Source organism: Elusimicrobiota bacterium, assembly GCA_016722575.1.
In the GTDB taxonomy this organism is placed as follows: domain Bacteria; phylum Elusimicrobiota; class Elusimicrobia; order FEN-1173; family FEN-1173; genus JADKIY01.
This window is the reverse complement of the sequence record JADKIY010000002.1, coordinates 362,816-381,513: the sequence shown is the minus strand read 5'-3', so window position 1 is coordinate 381,513 and position 18,698 is coordinate 362,816. Positions and strand designations below refer to the sequence as shown.

The 18,698-nt window shown below is 65.3% G+C and carries 11 protein-coding genes; all 11 read left to right on the top strand.

The window, feature by feature from the left end:
* The first annotated feature begins 116 nt into the window (after positions 1-116).
* The 11 genes from IPP68_05300 to IPP68_05250 all read left to right on the top strand — a co-directional run bounded on the left by IPP68_05300 (position 117) and on the right by IPP68_05250 (position 18,559).
* Positions 117-9,224, top strand: coding sequence for a hypothetical protein (locus IPP68_05300; protein MBL0349774.1), 9,108 nt, complete (start codon positions 117-119; stop codon positions 9,222-9,224).
* A 68-nt stretch (positions 9,225-9,292) separates the two neighbouring features.
* Positions 9,293-10,633, top strand: coding sequence for a glutamate-5-semialdehyde dehydrogenase (locus IPP68_05295; protein MBL0349773.1), 1,341 nt, complete (start codon positions 9,293-9,295; stop codon positions 10,631-10,633).
* Positions 10,633-11,238, top strand: coding sequence for a nicotinate (nicotinamide) nucleotide adenylyltransferase (gene nadD, locus IPP68_05290; protein MBL0349772.1), 606 nt, complete (start codon positions 10,633-10,635; stop codon positions 11,236-11,238). The genes IPP68_05295 and nadD overlap by 1 nt, the downstream gene beginning before the upstream one ends.
* Positions 11,235-11,564 (top strand): HD domain-containing protein, encoded by a 330-nt coding sequence (locus tag IPP68_05285; protein MBL0349771.1) that lies wholly within the window; start codon positions 11,235-11,237, stop codon positions 11,562-11,564. Before nadD ends, IPP68_05285 begins: the two co-directional genes overlap by 4 nt.
* Positions 11,565-11,569: 5 nt before the next feature.
* Positions 11,570-11,806 carry a hypothetical protein gene (locus IPP68_05280; protein ID MBL0349770.1) on the top strand — a complete coding sequence of 79 codons (237 nt, stop codon included), beginning with the start codon at positions 11,570-11,572 and terminating at the stop codon, positions 11,804-11,806.
* Positions 11,803-13,038, top strand: coding sequence for an LCP family protein (locus tag IPP68_05275; protein MBL0349769.1), 1,236 nt, complete (start codon positions 11,803-11,805; stop codon positions 13,036-13,038). The genes IPP68_05280 and IPP68_05275 overlap by 4 nt, the downstream gene beginning before the upstream one ends.
* A 30-nt stretch (positions 13,039-13,068) precedes the next feature.
* The gene (locus IPP68_05270; GenBank protein ID MBL0349768.1) at positions 13,069-14,169 is read left to right on the top strand and encodes a type IV pilus twitching motility protein PilT; all 1,101 of its coding nucleotides are present in this window, start codon (positions 13,069-13,071) and stop codon (positions 14,167-14,169) included.
* Between the two features lie 94 nt (positions 14,170-14,263).
* Positions 14,264-15,409 (top strand): type IV pilus twitching motility protein PilT, encoded by a 1,146-nt coding sequence (locus tag IPP68_05265; protein MBL0349767.1) that lies wholly within the window; start codon positions 14,264-14,266, stop codon positions 15,407-15,409.
* Between the two features lies 1 nt (position 15,410).
* The gene (locus IPP68_05260) at positions 15,411-16,379 is read left to right on the top strand and encodes a cyclic nucleotide-binding domain-containing protein (protein MBL0349766.1); all 969 of its coding nucleotides are present in this window, start codon (positions 15,411-15,413) and stop codon (positions 16,377-16,379) included.
* 34 nt (positions 16,380-16,413) lie between these two features.
* On the top strand, positions 16,414-16,848 hold the full coding sequence (gene rsfS, locus IPP68_05255) for a ribosome silencing factor (protein MBL0349765.1): 435 nt from the start codon (positions 16,414-16,416) through the stop codon (positions 16,846-16,848).
* A gap of 25 nt (positions 16,849-16,873) precedes the next feature.
* A complete protein-coding gene (locus IPP68_05250; protein ID MBL0349764.1) occupies positions 16,874-18,559 on the top strand; it encodes an arginine--tRNA ligase in 1,686 nt (561 codons plus the stop codon).
* Positions 18,560-18,698: the final 139 nt, after the last annotated feature.

The following is an 18,698-nucleotide window of genomic DNA, read 5'->3' as shown; positions in this document are numbered from 1 at the left end:
GAGGGCGATTTCATCGGGGAATAAGTGTTACATCTAATTTACACTAACTTAAGGGGATTTTTGACCCTCACGGGCATAATAAGTTCGTATTTAGATGAATTTCCCGGAGGGGAACAATGACGTTTTCCACAGCTCGCCTTAAAAAATTGAAATCCACCATCGCCGGCGCCACCGCGTCGGTGTTTCTGTTTACGACGGTCTCCGTGCCCGTCGTGGAAGCCAATTTTTGGCAGGACCGTCAGAAAGCCGCCCGGACCGTCGCGGAACCCTCCGCCGCCGACGCCGGAACGGCCGAATCCCGTTCCCTGTACGCCGGGATGTTCAAGGGCGCCAACCCCATGCTGTTGGACGAGAAGGCCGTCGACGGCGTGGCCGCCGGCGCCCGGGACCTGGTGACCAAAGGGTTGGCCGATCTCGTCACCCCCCGCACCACCGACCAAAAGCCCCTGCCGGCCTGGATGCGAACCCTGGTCACGCCCTTCGGCGAAATCGAGGATTTTCACGTGACGGGCGCCCTCCAAAAAGCCGCGACCTGGTCCTTCGATAAATCCGCCGATCCCGTCATCGTCCTGCTCCAGGACGTGCACAACGTCCCCGAAGCGCAACTGAACATCTCTAAAATCATGGAATCCTACCAAACCCGGGCGGGGCTTTCCGTCGTCGGTCTTGAAGGGGCGACCGGCGGCCTGTTGACCGACCGGTTCCGCGCCATGAACGCCCCCGAGGCCCTCCGCTGGGCGTCGGACTTTTTGATCAACGAACGGGTGTTGAGCGGCGCCGAATATTTCGGGTTGAACGCGCCCGCGTCGGCGACCCTTTGGGGCATCGAGGACGAAGCGGCCTATCTGGCCAACGTGGAGGCGTACAAGCAGACGGTGGCCCTCCGCCCCGTCGTGGCCGCCTTTGAAGCCTCCGCCGAAGGCGCCCTCGCGGCTCTCCAGGATAAAGTGTACAGCGCGGACTTGAAAATCTTTGAACGCCAGCGCTCCCTCTACGCCGACGAGAAAATTCCCTTGAGCGACTACGTGGAATCCATCGCCGCCGGTCCCGCCCTGCGGGCCGGGATCAATTTGAACACGTATCCGAACATCGCCCTTTTCCGCAAAGCCATCCTCTTGGAAAAAACCATCGACTTTAAAAAAGTGGAAGCGGAGCGGACCGAATTCCTTCGGTCCCTGACCGGGCGGCTCTCCAAGGACGATCTCACGCGCCTGGTGGCCCTCAGCATGGAATTCCGCTTGCACCACGTGGGTTTCGGCGATTATTACAAGGCCTTGAGCGCCGCCGCCCAACGGGTCAAGGTGGATTTGGCCCACACGCCGGAATTGAAAAAGTACGTTTCCTACGCCCTCTTGACCGACGGGATCGCGCGCACGTCGTTCTTGAACGAAATCGGCCGCCTCGAGGATTCCGTGACCGAAGGCCTCGCCACGTCCTCGGCCCAAAAGGAAGCGGCCCGGCTTTCCCGGGACCATGTTCTGCTCGGCAAATTGCTTCACCACAATTTAACCTACCGGGATTGGAGCGCCTATCAAAAGCGCGCCAACGACCTGCGCGCCTTCGCGGCGCGCCTGGCCGCCGCCGGGCAGAAGAGCGGCGTCGCCGTCCCAAAAGCCGAATTCGGCTTTTCGCTCGCGCCTTACGAAACTTTCTACGCCACCGCCCAGGCCCGCAACGATCACTTCGTCCAAAACCTTTTTGAACGCCTTCGCGCCTCCGGCGCCAAGTCGGCGGTGCTGGTGGCCGGCGGCTTCCACACCGAGGGCCTTCGGGACCTCCTGACGCAAAAGGGCATCGGCCACGTCGTCGTCACGCCGCGCCTGACCAAAGTGGACAAGGACGACAACTACCTGGACGTCTTCGTCCGGGACCACACCCCCTTGGAAAAAATGATGCTCGGGGAAAAACTCTTCATCCGCAACACCCTCGGATTGGCGGAAAACGCGCCCGCCGGATTCGCCGGCGTTCACGACAGCGTCACCCGGGGCCTCTCGGTCCTCGCTTTCGCCGCCGTGTTGGCCCTGGGCGCGGCCACGCCCCGGGACGCCGCGGCCGCCGCCAAGTCGGACGCCGCCCAACGGGCCCTGGCCGCCGCCCCCGTGCCTCTGGCCGTCACCTCCATCGAGGGAACGACCGTGAATCTCACCGCCGGAGACGCGCCTTTGGCCCTCGATTTTTCGGCCGCGGAAACGCCCCCCGTTCCCGCCCCCGGCCGGATCAACGCCGGAACGGCCGGAAATTTGTCCGTGACCGTCACGGCCGGGCCCGCCCAAGTCCTGGCCGGCGGTTGGTGGGACTCCCTTCAGAAGTGGTTTGAGGACCTGCGGAGCGTCGAGAAAAAGCCGGCGGCCGCCAGCGTCGTGCCCCGGTTTCAGGATTTCCTTTATCAAGCAAATCCCGGGGTGGAGGCCCAGCGGGTGTTGAGCGACAACGTCGTTCGGGCCTTGCTGGTCGGGATCCCCCGCGAATCGTTGCCCGCGTTTTACGATCTTCTCAAGAAGGACGCCTTCCTGAACGGGACGAATTTGCCCCCGGCTTTTGCGTTGGTCCAAGCGCGGATTTGGCAGGTTTTCCGGGAAGGGCCCGTGCGGCTCGGTTCCAAGGAGATCGACGGCGGGCCGCGTCATCCGGTGATGGTCGAAGTGCAGAACAGCCTTCTTCGATCCGCCGAGCAAAACGCGCGGAATCCCCGGTATTCGATCACCGCCCAGTTGGACACGCCCGACAACAACCTCTACGAAGCCCAACGGATTTTGGCCGACGCGACCCTGCTGGACATGCTCAACAAATTGACCCCGGACCAGGTCGACGCGGTCGCCACCGCCCCCGGGAACGGGGCCTTCCTCGGGTCTCCGCGGCGGCAGCTGTATGGAACGCCGTTGGGGGACGTCATCGACCGGGTTTCTTATTTGTTCGAACACGGCCCTTTTGCGCGCGGGGGACTTGACGCGCGGCAGCGCGACGCCGTGGTCCAACTGGTTGAAAAGAAGCTGGCCGAGGCGGCGAAAACCGCCGTCGCCGCGCGCACGATTTCCGCGCCGGGCGGCCGACCGTCTCTCCGCGCTCCGGCGCTGGTGTCGTTCCTCCTCGGGGGAAAGCGACCGGAGACGGCCGGACCGGCGGCCTTGCCGGCCATCGTCGGTGGGCGCGGGTTCCTGGGCGGAAGCGTCCCCGTCCTGACGAGAAGCCTGAAGATCGCGGCGGTGGTTTCCGTTTTGTTTTTCGCTCCCGCGGCCTACGCCGCGGGGGGGGGCTTAATTCCCGAATTGCTCAACCTCTATTCCGCCGCCCGCGGCCTCGGCGCCCTTCTCCTGGGCGGGGCGGCGGTGGCGGCCTTCAGTATGATGAAGGCCCGTTGGAGCCTCGCGGCCAGGGTGATCGACATCGCGCGCGGGAATTTCCGCCCCGCCGAAGAGGGTCCGCCCTTGCCGTCCTTCAGCCCCACGACCGTCGTGTTTTTTCCGGCCGCCGCCAGGGAAAAAGTCTTGGCGACGAAAATAACGGGCCGGACCATCCTGCTTCGTAACGGCGCCGGCCGGGAAATCGCCCTCACGCGGGTTCGCCTGGGAAATCACGCCGCGCTTCGGATCGGGAACCAGACGTATTTGATGCGGGACGTGAAAGAAGCCCGCGACGGGGAATTCGCCGGGTTCATCGACGAAATCCGTTTGGACGCTTTGAATCCGCTCGGGAACCCCGCGGTGATGGAGTTTTTCGGATTGAACGTGACGGATTTGAATTTGGAGGATCTTGATTTCACCCTCCCCGTCGATCCCGCCGTGACCCATCGCCCTTTGACGTTGATCCCCGTGAACCCCCTCCAGCAACCGGGCTTGCGGGCGGACGATCCCCCGGCGGCGGTGGTGGACGCGGCGTTGTCGACCGTGCGCGACGCGTTGGCCCAATCCATCGGCGGTCGTCCGATGGAAGTGACGCCCGAGCTGATCGAGAGCCTGGCCGTCGCGGGGCTTGCGAAAGACCCCCACGCCTATCAGGACGTTCAAGAGCTCCTGCACAACCTGCGACTCGTCAACGAGGACCCGGTCGTCGGCCGGGTGCTGGCCGGCCTGGCGAACCAAATCTATTTTTCCCACACGGGGGTCGATTGGCTGCGTTACCTGCGCGAAGGCCAGGCCCTGCGCGAAGCCCACGACCTGGCCGCGGCCGCGGGGGGGGCGGCCGCGCCGCAACGCACGAAATCTTTTTACGAGAGGCCCGTCCCGGAATCGCGCGTGGGGAAACAGGGTTTGTGGACCGTGAGCAACGTCAAGTTGTTGACGCGGGAAGAAATACGTCCGCTCGCGGTCGATCCGACGTCCCCGGAATTTCAATTGGGCCGGGAGTCCATCCAGCGCGGGGGCGTGTTGAGCCTGCTCCTCGCGGGGGGATCCTCCAACACGGTCAAAAAGGCCATGGGATACAACAAAATGGTCCATCGGGCCCTCCACGTCCTGGTCCGGCTCGCCAACGGGCAATTGGCGACCCGCTGGATCAGCATCGTCCAGGGGCGCCTCGGCTTCCTTTTCGGTCAGAGCCCCGACGCCAAGGTGGGCGTCATTGTCAGCGTGGGGAGTCCTTTCCCGGGCGAGAGTTCCCGGAGCATTCTTCCCATCGTCGCGGAGGAGCACGGGGAGCGGCTGGAAAAGGGCCAGATACGCGTTTACACGCAGCGGGTTCAGCCGGCCTTGAATTCGCAAACGGGGTACGCCCTGCGCTACTCCAACGGGGACGTCGTCACCGCGGCGGAAAATCACCTTTGGGCGTTCCTCTCCCCGCTGATGGACCAAGTCGCGATGATCGATTTCCTTGAAAAATCGGACGGCGTCGCCGTCGTGGGCAACGGGGACAACGTCTTGAACTTCCCCCGGGAAGGCATGGTGGGGGAAATCTTAAAGGCCCGGTCCGAGGGGCGTCCGTTGGCGACGGTCGCGATGGTCACCGAGACGGACAACGACCGAAAGGTCGGGCTCGCCGTGTCGGAAACCTACGTGAACAACGAAACGGGGGAGACCGTTTCCCGGCGCGTTCTTCGGGAGGCGAGCGAGTTCCCCGTCCGGAAAAATTCCCCTTGGGACGGGATCAAGCTTGGGCCGACGGACCCCGCCACCATCCTCGTGGGCGAGCGCGCCGTCCCCTTGGCGAATTTCCTGGAGGAGGGCCGACGCTATTTGGACGATCTCACGACGGGCGTCGGCGGCAAGGCGATCCCCTGGCACGCCAACGCCGCCTTCTACGCGGTGGACCTTCGGTTGGTCTTGGCCCGGCTGTTCGGGTTCGATGAAGGCGGCGGGGATCTGGTCCAGAAACTGAAATCCGTCCCCCCGGATCGCTGGACGCGGGTTTTGCAGGAAACGGGAGACAAAATCCTGACGACGCGCCCCATGGCCAAGGGGGTCGCCAACGAATTGGGTTCCGAAACGAACACGGGGTTCGTGACCGAGCAGGCCGTGCAGGACTTCCTCGTCAATCAGCTCCCGCTCCTGATCGACGCCGGGGGGCGCGTGCCGGAGGTGGCGTTCCGGTCCATCGGGCGCCGGGAGTTCATCGCCTACAAGGGGACCCCGCAAAAGCCGCTCACGGCCGCGGGAGAGACGAACGCCGACGCCCGCGGCAATTTTTACGATTTGGCCGGGGCCATGGAGGCTTATTCCGCCCGGCTGACGGAACTGGCCCGGGCCGGGGTTCGGATCGATCTCGGAGCCGACGGCGAGGTGGTCGGACTGGCGCCTTCCGATTTCCCGGAGGTTCAAAAGGCGAATCAGCGGGGGGACCGGCCTCGCCATTCCGTCAACGGGGACGCGGTCGCTCCGTCCCAGATGAAGTCCGACGCCAACACGGCCGCCTCGGTCCTTCGGCACAGCGTGGACGCGATGGACCACGCCCTTCGAACCATCGAATCCTTGCGGTGGGTGCCCGGCGATGCGAGCGCGGACAAAAAGTTCGACGCCGTCGTCGACGCGAACATCGCCCGCCTCCATCAGGCCGCGGTGGATGTTTTGCACCGGCTGGAGACCATGCCCTTGTCGTCGCCCCTCTACAACACGATGACGGGGCCTTTCGAGGAAGACGCCCCGGGGGACGTGCTCCACCCCGTCCTCCGATTGAAAGCGGCGGCCGTCGGTTTGCAGTTCATGCCGTACCGGAACTTCTCCCCCGGCCGGCGGGAGACGCTGGAATCGACCCTCCGCCAGATGCGGAGCGACCTGGATCGCCTGAGCGGGGTGGCCCGGGAAATGGCCCAACTGGCCGAAAGCCCGGAGATCAATATCCGAGAGGGGGTCCTCCAATGGAAAGGGACTTCGCACCTCCTGTCTTACGTCCCACTCCGGCCGGACGACGGCATTCCCGGTCGGGAAACCCCCGTTCCACCGGCGCCCCCCACGGGCGGCCGGGGCTCCGAGGGAGGTTTCGCGCGTGTGCCATTGCTCATCGGCCTCGGATCGATGGCGTTGGCGGCCGTGTTGACTTTTGGACTGGCGGCGTATTTGGACGGGTCGGGATGGGTCGGCCTCGCTGAAATATGGGCGAACCAAAAAGTCGCCGTCCTCTACGGGATTTCCACGTTGGGGTTGATTTTCGGAGGCGCGGGTTGGATGTGGTATCTGTTCGCGGGGGGCCGTCATTTTGCCCAGCCGAAATCCCCGGCGACCATCCCCTTGGCGGCGCCGGAATTTCCCGTGCGGCCCATCGCCCGTCCCGTGCCGAACGAGGAACCCCTGAACGCGGCCGCGTCGTGGCTGGGCCCTCAAATCGCCGACCTCGGCCGTCGGCCGTCGGCCGACGTTTCCGTCTCCGCCGTGCTTCCGCCGCTGACGGCGCTCTTCGGCGTTCTGAACCATTCCCTGGGACGGTCCGTGCTTCCAGCGGCGGACGCGGGCACGCAATTTCTGAACGCTTTGACCGAGCGGCTGCCGGAAAGCCGGGGCCGGGCCCTGATCGAAACCACCGTGCAGGAGCGTTGGTTGGCGTTTCATCCGCCGGTGTTCCTGCCGACGCCGCGCGACCAGAAAACCACGGTGTTCTACCTGGACACCGGCGCCACCGACGACTTGATCGGTCGCGTGGAGCAGGCGGTGGTGGACGCGGCCGCGTCGAAAGGGAGCGACCGGGTGGTCGTTTTGGCGGAACCGATCGTGCGGGGCCGACTGCCGGAGGAACTGGCCGCGCGGCCCCTGTCGCGCCGCGTCGCCCTTTACACGCTGGCGGTGGACGGCGCCGACGGCTTGGGCCCCGTTGAAAACGGGGTTCGTTCCCTGCGGCTGGGGGCGGTGGCCAACCGTTTCGGATTGAATTTAGAAGACACCGTGGTGGTGGCGCCGGCCGCGTCCCTGGCGCCGATCGTGTTCCCCGGCAATGTTTCGAACCCCTACGTAAACCGATACGTCGGCGACGGCGTGGCGGTCCCCGTTTCGACGCGGTTCACCGCGACGTTAAAAGGACTTCTTGACGCTCCCGCGGCGGTTCACGCCCCGGCGACCCGCCAAGGCGGGTTCGCCCGTGCGTCGCTGTTGGCGGTGGTGGCGTCCGTGGCCGGTACGGCCGCGGCGATCGCCGCCGGAACGGCCTCGCCCGTGATTTTGGCCGCGGCCGCCCTGCCCGGGGTCCTGGCCCTGGGCCTGGAAGTCCGGCGCTCCGCCGCGGTGGGGAATTTGATTCAAGGCGTGAGCCTTTACGGACGGCTCGGCGCCTTGCCCGACGGCCGTCCGCGGGCGGCCTTTTTGGAGTCCGCGCGCCGGATCTTTGTCGGCCGCCAGTCGGGGGCCGCTTCGACCGAATTGTTGGTGTGGCTGGCCGGCGGGGCTCTTTTCGCCGCCGGGTCCTTCGTTCTCGGTCTCGCGCCGACGTTCTTCCTCACCGGTTACGGCTTGACGTTTTTCTCGGGCCATCCGACGATGTCGGGCCGGACGCTGTCCATCGCTTTGATGGCCGCCGGGGCGGCCCTGTTCGGACTTCCCACGGGCGCTGAGGCGGCCGGGTTCTTCGGAATTCCCGGCGTGGGCGGAAGTTCCCTCGTGCCCTGGTTGTTCGGTTTGGGCGGCCTCGTGGCCGGGGTCGTGGCCCGCGGAACCGGCGGCGCCTCCGCCGAAACGGCCCGCGCCCGGGAGTCCCTGAAAGCGGTCGACGCCCTTTTGCCGATCGAGCGGTTTTCGGATATTCTGCCCGAGCAATGGACCCGGGAAAACCCGGAAGACAAAACCGACCCCCAGGCGGGGTTGGTCCGGCTTTACGCCGCCTTCGGCGGCGCGTGGTTGGGGTTCGCCGCGAAAGCCTACGACGTCCTCTCGCCCGCGGAACGATCCAAAATCGACGTGGCCTTCTTGAGCGACAAGGACCTTCGGCGCCTGATCTCGACCTTTAACGCGCTCTCCCGCAACAAGCCCGAGGACGCCAAAAGCGGTTTCGGCGTCTACGCCATGAACGCGTTGCGCGCCTTGGCCAAAAACAGCACGGCGAGGACCCCGACGCCCAACGCGTCCGCGGTTCGGGCGCTGGCGCTCTTCCTTCTGGCTCAGCGGGCCGAATTGTTCGGCGCGTCGTTGACGGAACGGGAAGCCAACGCCATGGCCGTTCTCGTTCGGCGGGCGACCTTCCCGGCCCCGGCGGTCCATCGGGAAATGGACGTGCAATCCTCCCATTGGGATCTGGTGCCCCGGCCGTCGGGGAGCACGCCGGACATCGCCACCATCGAAGTCGACGCCCAGGACGACGCGGGATTGGTGCGAAGCCTCCTGAGTTCGCTTCAGAACGGCGCCGTGATCCTGGCCGTCTCGAGCGATCCCGACGCCGCCGCCCAGCGGCTCGCCCGGGCGAAGGACGCGATTCTCCGGGAACAGAAGCCGGGGGTTTTGGAGACGCTCCGCCGTCCCGACCACCGGCACGCCTTGGACTCCTGGCAGGACTTGACCCGCCGCGTCGTTTCCCGAACCACCCCGGGCATTCTGGACGAACAGGGCCGCTATTCCGTGGCCGGCCTTTACAAGGCGGTTCCCGAATTGTCCAAGACCATGGGGTTCGCGCCCGGCCTCTTCTCGGGGGAAAGCATCAAATACCGCCTGAGCATCCTGACCGGCGACAAAACCCTGGCCCACTGGAATCAGGTGGGCGTTCCGGAAATCGGGGAATTGGTGCAGTTCCTGATCCTGGAAGGGCCGAAGATCGTTCGGATGTCTCTGTCCATCACCCAGGAAATGGAAGCGATCCACGTTCTGAGCACCAACGCGTAACAAGACGGTTTTGCGAAAACGGCCTCCTTCCCTCACGGGGGGGAGGCCGTTTTTTCTATAATAGGACCATGGCGAAATCCAAGGCTAAAAAGACCCGATCCCCCCGGCCCCGCCGGGCCGCCGACCGCGCCCCGCGGCCCACGGCGCCCTCGGAGTACACCCGGGAGCTGGCGCTCCTGGGCGGGCGGGCCAAAGAGGCCAGCCGCGTCCTCGCTTCCTCCACCGCCGAAACCCGGAACCGGGCGCTGTCGGTCCTGGCCGACGCGTTGGAAAAAAACCGGGACGACATCCTTTTTAAAAATGAAATCGACGTGGAGGCGGGCCGCCGAGCCGGCCTGGCCCCCGCCTTGTTGGATCGTTTGGCCCTGACTCCCCGTCGGGTGGACGACATGGCCCGGGGCCTTCGGGACATCGCGGCCCTGCCCGACCCCCTGGGCGAAATCCTTTCCGATTGGGACCGGCCCAACGGTTTGAACGTTAAAAAAGTCCGGGTTCCCCTGGGTGTCGTCGCCATGATTTACGAGGCCCGGCCGAACGTCACGGTGGACGCCACGGGCCTTTGCCTTAAATCCGGCAACGCGGTCATTTTGCGGGGGGGGAAAGAAGCGCTGGAGTCCAACACCGCGCTCGTCCACGTTTTGCGGGGGGCGCTGACCGAAGCGGGCCTGCCCGCCGGGGCCATTCAGTTTGTGGAAACCGCGGACCGCTCCGTGATCCGGGACCTGGTGCGCATGGACCGGTTCGTGGATTTGGTCATTCCCCGGGGCGGCGAGGAGATGGTGACCGCCATCCGCGAAATGGCCACGGTGCCGGTCCTGTCCCACGGCAAGGGCCTCTGCTCCCTTTACGTCGACCAAGCCGCCGATTTGGCCATGGCCGAACGCCTGGCCGTCAACGCCAAAACCCAGCGGCCGGGGGTGTGCAACGCCATGGAAACCCTGCTGGTCCACCGGGCGGTGGCCGACCGATTTCTGCCCGGCCTGGTCCGCCGTTACGCCGAGGCCGGGGTGGCGGTTCACGGGGACGCCGACACCCGCCGACTGGGCGGCGCCGTCGTCACCGCCGCCACGCCGGCGGACTACGACACCGAATTCCTGGGAATGGAAGCCGCCATCAAAGTGGTCGATTCCCTGGACCACGCCATCCAGCACATCAACGCCCACGGCAGCCATCACTCGGACGCCATCGTTACCGCCGACGAAGCGGCCGCCCGGCGGTTTATGACCGAGGTGGATTCCGCCGCCGTCCTGCACAACGCCTCCACCCGCTTGCACGACGGAAGTGTTTTCGGCCTGGGGTCCGAAATGGGGATCTCGACGCAAAAGATGCACGCCCGGGGCACCATGGGCGTTCCCGAGCTGACGACCACGAAATATCTGGTTCGGGGCAGCGGCCAGATCCGCGAATAGTGGCCCGTCCCCGTCCCGCCGCCCCCCGCCCGGTCCTGGGCTACTTCGGGGGCTCCTTCGATCCCGTCCAATCCGGCCACCTGGCCCTGGCCCGGGCCGCCCTCCGTCAGGAAAAACTGGGCAAAGTCCATTTCGTTCCCGCCGGTCGGTCGCCTTTGAAGTCCACGGGGCCCCGGGCCTCCGACCGGGAACGCCTGACCATGCTCCGCCTCGCCCTGGGGCGGAGGCCGGAATTTCCCGTGTCGCGGTGGGATTTGGGCGCGGGGCCTTCCTTCACCTACAAAACCCTTCGGCGGCTCCGGCGGCAAAACCGGGCCGAATGGCGCCTGATTTTGGGCGGCGATTCGTTGAAACACTTTGAAAAATGGCGGCGCTGGCGGGAGATTCTTCGGCACCACGTGGTGGTGGTCGGCGCCCGACCGGGGGAAAAAGGCGTTCGTCCGCCCCGGGGGTTCGCGGACCGCGTGCGGTTCCTGCGCGGCGTCCTTCCCCGCGTGTCTTCGACGGAAATTCGCGACCGGCTGACCGGGGGACGGTCTCTGCGGGGGCTGACCCCGGCGCCCGTGGCCGCCTACATCCGCCGTCGGGGCCTCTACCGCCCATGACCGCCGCCGCTCCGGACCTTCTCGCCCATTTGAAAAAAACCCTCTCTCCCGCTCGTTACCGGCACACCCTGGCCGTGGCCCGGTGGGCGGAAGACCTGGCCCGTCTTCACGGCGAAGACCCGGCACGGGCCCGGCGCGCGGGCCTCCTGCACGACGTGGCCAAGGAAATGCCGGGGCCGGCCCTGGCCCGTTACGTCCGGGCCCACCGGGTCCCCGTCCCGGGGTCGGCGGAAATTGATCGACGGAAAGCCCACGCCCTGTTCCACGCCCACGTGTCCGCCCACCGCGCCGCCCGGGAGTGGGGGAAAAGGACCGGGGCGTCCTGAGCGCCGTGGCCCGCCACACGCTGGGCCATCCCCGGCTTTCCCGCTTGGACCGAATCCTGTTCGTGGCCGACTTTTCCTCCCCGGATCGTTCCTACGGGGCGGCCCGGGCGGTGCGCCGATTGGCCCGCCGGGATTTAACGGCGGCGCTGCGGGAAACCGTTCGAAAAAAAATCGAGCACGTTGTTTCGACGGGGCGTTTCCTCCACCCCGAAACGGTGCGGCTGTGGAACGCCCTCGCGTGAGCCCCGCCTCCGAAACAACGGCTTTGCGCGGCGCGGCCGCGGCGGGCGCCGCCCTGGCGCTGTTTTTCTCGGTGGTCGCCGTGCGATCGCCTCTGGCCACGGCTCTCCGGCGCGGGGAACCCGTGGAGGGAATTCTCCTGGGCACCGACCTGGCGGAGAACGCGCCCCACTCGGACACGCTCATGCTCTGGCGCTACAATCCCCAACAAACCAAGCTGAACGTTCTGTCCATTCCCCGGGACACAAAAATAGACTTGCCGGGCTACCGTTTTCGGCGTATAAATGAGGTGTTCGCTTACCACTACGCGGCCCAGCGGAACGTCCCGGCCGCGGTGCATCCCGTGATGGACGCGGTGACCCAGCTGTTGCCCTCGGGCGGCGCGCTCCAGCCGCGGATTTTTTTTCAAGTGGATTACCAAGGGTTCCGCCGGATGATCGACCGGCTGGGCGGCGTGACGGTCGCGGTGGACGAGCCGATGCACTACGACGACCGGGCGGGGAATTTTCACTTTCACAAGGACCCGGGCGTGTACCGCCTGAACGGCACCGAGGCCCTGGGCTACGTCCGGTTCCGCGGCAAAAGCGGCGACCGGGGCCGGATTCTCCGGCAAATGGAATTTTTGCGGTCGCTATTGAAATTGACCACTTCGCCCACGGTGTTTTGGCGTTGGCCCCGGGCCCTGTCCGAGGCGGCCTGGGCGCTTCACACGAACGTCCGCGCTTTTGAACTGCCTTTCCTGTTTGTCGAGGGCAAAAGAATGCGCGGCCCCGACATCAACCCTTGGTTGTTGCCCGGGCGCCCCCGGGGGGCCTATTGGGAGATGGACAAGGACCGGGCGGCCTACGTGATCCAGCAGATTTTGAAAGGCGAGACCGCGGCCCCGGCGGCGGCCTCGGAGGGGGAGGATCTCCCCGCGGCGGGGACGGAGCCCGCGGCGCCGGAAGCCGGACGCGCCCCCACCGTCAAGGTGTGGAACGCCTCGGGCCGCCCGGGACTGGCCCTGGCGGTCACGCGGCGCCTCCGGCGCGAGGGGTTCGACGTCATCGATTGGGGCAATTACAGCGGGCGGCAGAACAAGAGCCGCGTCGTGGACCGTTCCGGGCACTTTGATCGGGCCCGGCGCGTGGCGGACCGTCTGGGACTTTTGGGCGCCTACTCCGACGCCGACCCGGCCCTTCGGACCGACGTCGAGGTGGTGCTGGGCGAAGATTTTACCGGGTCCGAGGAATAACGCGCGTTTGAACCACCGGGAGGTGGACCGATGGAGATGATCGATATCCTGCGTTTGGCCGTCAAACAGGGAGCGTCCGACGTGCATTTGTTGATCGGGCGCCCGCCCATGACCCGGGTCCACGGCGAGGTGTTGGACATGCCGGGCCTGCCGGCGTTGAACTCGGAAGAGACCAAGCGCCTCATCTATTCCATGCTCTACGACGAGCAAAAACAAAAATTTGAGCAGAATCTGGAGCTGGACTGCTCCTTTTCCATCGCCGGATTGGCCCGCTTCCGCGTCAACGTCCTCATGCAGATCAACGGGGTCGAAGCCGTCCTGCGGGTGATCGCCTCGAAAGTTCCCGCGCCGGACGAAATCAAACTCTCCCCCGCCATCCTGGAATTCGCCAATCTGGCCCGGGGGCTGGTGCTCGTGACGGGCGCCACCGGCGCCGGCAAATCGACCACGTTGGCCGCCTTGATCGAAATCATCAACCAGGTCCGGCGGCAGCACATTTTGACCGTGGAGGACCCCATCGAGTTCGTCTACGAACCCAAGCGCTGCATCGTCCGCCAGCGCGAAGTGGGGCATTCGACCCACAGTTTCCAGGAAGCCCTCAAACACGCCCTCCGGCAGGACCCCGACGTCATTTTAATCGGGGAAATGCGGGACATCGAGACCATTTCCATGGCGCTGACCGCCGCGGAAACGGGCCACCTGTGCTTCGCCACCCTTCACACGACCGACGCGGCCCAGACCGTGGACCGCATCATCGACGTGTTCCCGCCCCACCAGCAACAGCAGGTCCGGGTTCAGCTGTCGACCGTGCTCAAGGGCGTCGTCTGCCAAACCCTGGTTCCCGTGACCGACGGCCACGGGCGCGTGGCCGCCCGGGAGGTCATGGTGGTGACGCCCGCCATTTCCAACCTGATCCGGGAGGGGAAAACCCATATGATCTACGGCGCCATCGAAACCGGATCCAAATACGGCATGGTGCCGCTGGACCGGGCTTTGGCCGACTTGGTCAATTCCGGGATGATCTCTTTCGAGGACGCCCTGGCCAAGGCCTCGGATCCCCAAAAGCTTCGGGAATACAGCGGCCACGGCTCCGGCCCCCGGGTGGAGAGCAACCGGTCCGTCGTCTACTGATTTGTATTGATTTTTGGGCGTCCCGGATCGATACTTACCGGGGCGGTTGGGCTTTTGTTTCGCGACGGGGGCGGGTTTCTTCGAGGAGGACTTCATGGCCATGAACATCCAGCAATTGCTTCAGGTCGTTCACAAGGAGGGCGCGAGCGACCTTCATTTGAAAGTGGGCCGCCCGCCCCTCATCCGGGTCCAGGGGGAAATCACCCCCGTGGCCGGCGAATCCGCGCTTTCCTTGGACGAAGTGTTGGTTCACGTCTATTCCGTGATCAACACCGTCCAGCGGACGGCGCTCGAGCGGGACCGGGAACTGGATTTCTCTTTTTACCTTCGGGGCGTCGCGCGGTACCGAGGAAACGCCTTTTACCAAAAAGGGGCCCTGGGCGCCGTCTTTCGAATGATTCCGGCGAAAATCCCGACCATCGAGTCGTTGGGCCTGGCCCCCGTGTTGAAGGAAATCGTTTCCCGCCGCCAGGGGTTTTTCCTGGTGACCGGGCCCACGGGGTCCGGCAAGACGACCACCTTGGCCGCCATCCTGGACCACATCAACAGCACCCAGGCCGTCCACATCATCACCCTGGAAGACCCGATTGAATACGTGTATGAGGACAAGAAGGCCGTCATCAACCAGCGGGAAGTCGGCGTGGACACCCACGACTTTTCCCAGGGGCTCCGGCGGGCCCTGCGCCAGGACCCGGACGTGATTTTGATCGGCGAACTTCGGGACGCCGAAACCATGACGACGGCCATGAACGCGGCCGAAACCGGCCACCTGGTGCTGGGAACCCTCCACACCAACGACGCCAAGCAGTCCATCGATCGGATCATCGACACCTTTCCGCCGGACCAGCACAACCAAATCCGCATGCAGTTGGCCAAGTGCCTCCTGGGGGTTTCCGCCCAGCGCCTGATTCGAAAAGCCGACGGCACGGGCCGCGTGGCCCTTCAGGAAATTCTGATCAATTCCCCCACGATTGAACGGCTGATCGAGGACAATAAAATCGGCGCCATCGGGAAGGCCATCGAGGATTCGGCGGAGTTTTACAAAATGCAATCCTTCAACCAGGCCCTGTTCCACATGATTCAAAAACACCTGGTCGAGCTCGACGAGGCGATGAGTTATTCGCCCAATCCGAACGACCTGAAGATCAAACTCCAGTCGGAAGGCCTTCTGACCCAGCACGCGGAAATCCCCGTGGACATGCCGCCCGGCTTGCGCGGCGGCGGGGGACGGCCGGCCTGACGTGGTCCCCGCCGAACGCCTGAGCGAATTGCCGCTTCTCGCCGGTCTCCCGGACACCGTCCGGGGTCTGCTGGCCGAGCGGCTTGATTCGCGTCCTTTTAAAACCGGCGATCGTCTTTTCGCCGAAGGCGACCCGGGGGACGCCGTCTACTTTATCCTCTCCGGGCGGGTGGCCATTCAGAAAAGCTTGGACGCCGCCAAAGGCACTTTTAAAACCCTCGCCGTCATGGGCCCCGGCGACTTTTTCGGCGAGATGGCCCTTTTGGAAAAAGAGGCGCGATCGGCCGCGGCCGTGGCGGCCGCCGACGGCGAAGCGCTTTCCCTTTCCGCGCAGGAATTCGGCCGGTGGCTTTCGGACGATTCCAAAATTCCCCTGAAGTTCCTGCTCCCCTTCGTAACCACCTTGAGCGCGCGCCTGCGGGACACCACGCGCGAAATGGCCGCCTTTTTTGAAGTGAGCCGGGTGCTGGTTCAAAACCTGGAGATCAAAGACATGGCCGGGCGCCTCTTGGACGTCATGGCCCAGCCTTTCAACGGGGAAATCCAGGCCGCTTTTTACGTTTGGGATCCTTTTTCGAACGACTACGAAGGCGTCGCCGCCGTGGGCGGTTGGCCCGAGCGTCTTCGAACGGCGCGGCCGGCGACCGACCCCCTGTTTTACTGGATGGGGGAGAAGGGGGAATGCCTGCTGGCCGCCGACTGGGAAGCCGACGCTCGGTTCATCGACGCCGTGCGGGCCCAGTGGCCGGCCTTCCGTTCGGTCTTGGCCGCGCCCATCCCCGGGGACAAGCGCCCGGCCGGGTTCATGATTTTGGGCCACAACGGCGAGCGGGGGTTTTTCACCGCCGGGCACCGCCGGACCTTGGCCAGCGTGGCCAATCTGGTGGCGCCGGCCTTCGAAAACGCCGCCTTGCACGAAGAACGTCGCGCCGAAGAACGCCTCCGGCGGGCGCGTTTGGACCGGCGTTGAGGGACCGTCCGATCCCGCGAAAACGGGCCCTTCGGTGACCTCCCCCGCCTCCGCCCGGCGATTCCTGGCCGCCGCCCGCCTGGCCGCCCGCGGGGCCGACGACAAAAAAGCCCGGGACGTCCGGTTGTGGGACGTGCGCCGTTTTTCCGGAGTCACGGATTTCTACGTCGTGGCCACCTGCGATTCGATTCCCCAGATGCAAGCCGCCGAAAACGCCATCGACGAGACCCTCAAAAAAAGCGGCCTGCGTCCCCTGCGCCGGGAAGGCCGGGGGTCGGCGCCCTGGCGGGTTCTCGATTTCGGCGGCGTCGTGGTCCACCTGCTCACAGAATCCGCCCGCTTGTTTTACGGCCTGGAACGCCTGTGGGAGGGTGCCAAGGCCATGCCCTGGGCCGCCGACGCCGCCCCGGCGCGGCGGGCCCCAACGGCCTCCGCCCGCTCCCGGGGCCCCAAAACCCGAACCCGCTGACCTTCTGCTACAATAGCGTCCCCGCATGAAAGAAATCGTCCGCAACGCCCTTTTGGGCGCCTGCCGCCAATGGGCGGCCGAGCAGCCCCAGCCCCTTACCGTGGACGCCGCCACGCTGGCGGTCGACGTCCCGCCGCCCCACGTTCCGGGCGATTGGGCCTCCCAGTGGCCGCTCGCGGCCGCCAAACAGGCCAAGAAAAACCCCCGCCAGGTGGCCCAGGAAATCCTCGCCAAAATCCCTCTCGGCGACTTGTTCGAAAAGACGGAAATCGCCGGGCCGGGATTCCTGAATTTCACCCTGCGGGCCGACTGGCTGACGGCCGAACTGCGCCGCTTGCTCTCCGAAGGCGACGCCTACGGCCGCCGGCCCGAGCTCGCCGCGAAAAAAGTGCTGATCGAATTTGTGAGCGCCAACCCCAACGGGCCCCTGCACGTGGGCCACGGCCGGGGCGCCGCCCTGGGGGACTCGCTCTCCCGGGTCTTCCGCCGCGCGGGCTACGACGTCACGACGGAATATTACGTCAACAACATCGGCAACCAGATGGAAAATCTGGGCGCCTCCGTCATGTGGCGGATGGACGAACTGGACCCCGGGTACCTGGACGACGCGGAACGGGCGGCCTACAAGGCCAAGAAGACCGAAGATCTTTACAAAGGCGCCTACATGGTCGGCGTGGCGGAGGAAGTGCGCCGGCGCCACCCCGCGGGATCCGCCCGCGCCCGGGGGATTCCCTTTTTCCGGGACGTCGGCCAGGCCATCATCGTCGACGGCATCAAAAAAGATTTGGCCGCCTTCGGCGTCGTTCACGACGGCTGGTATCCCGAGTCCCGCCTCTACGAACAAAACAAGGTGGACGAATCCTTCGCGGTTCTCCGCGCCCGGGGGGACTTGAAGGACGAGGGCGGCGCCCTCTGGTTTCTCTCGACCAAATACGGGGACGACAAGGACCGCGTGCTGAAGCGGAGCGACGAGCGGCCCACCTATTTCGCCTCGGACATCGCCTACCACCACGAAAAATTCCGGCGGGGCTTCGACCGCCTGGTGGACATTTGGGGAACGGACCACCACGGCTACGTGGCCCGGGTCAAAGCCGCCGTCCAGGCCCTGGGGTTCGACCCGGAGCGCCTGACGATCCTCCTTTACCAGTTGGTGACCCTGTTGCGTGGGGGAAAACCCGTGGCGATGTCGACCCGCACCGGGGAATTCGTCACCTTGTCCGAAGTCGTGGAGGACGTGGGCAAAGACGCGAGCCGCTTTTTCTACGCACTGCGCGGCCCCAACAGCCATTTGGAATTCGATTTGGATCTGGCCAAAAAGCAGGCCTCTGAGAATCCCGTCTTTTACGTCAAATACGTCCACGCCCGCTGCGCGGCGCTCTTTCGGGAAGCGGCCAAACGGGGAATCGCCGTGGACGCGCCGGCCCACTTCCGCGCCCCGGCGCGCCTGGAGCCGGCCGAGCGCGCTCTGTTGGTTCGTCTGGCGGGATTCGCCGACGTGCTGGACCAGTGCGTCAAGGATTTGACCCCGCACCACGTCACCGACTATTTGCTCAAGCTGTCGGGGGATTACCATCGTTTTTACGAGTCCTGCCGGGTGTTGGACGAAGCGGCGGACGTCGCGTCTTTCCGTCTGGCCCTGGTGGCCGGCGTTCGGGAGGTGATCCGGTCCGGACTGGGCCTCCTCGCGGTCGACGCGCCCGAGGAAATGTAGGCCGCGGCCCTTGAAATAGTCCTTTTCCGGGGGTATAGAAAAGGACAACCGACGGGCCGTGAAACGCGTGGAGACCATCCGCCGAGGGCCTTCCGACATCAAGGCGACGGACCGACGGTGAATTTTTTTTAAGGGGGCC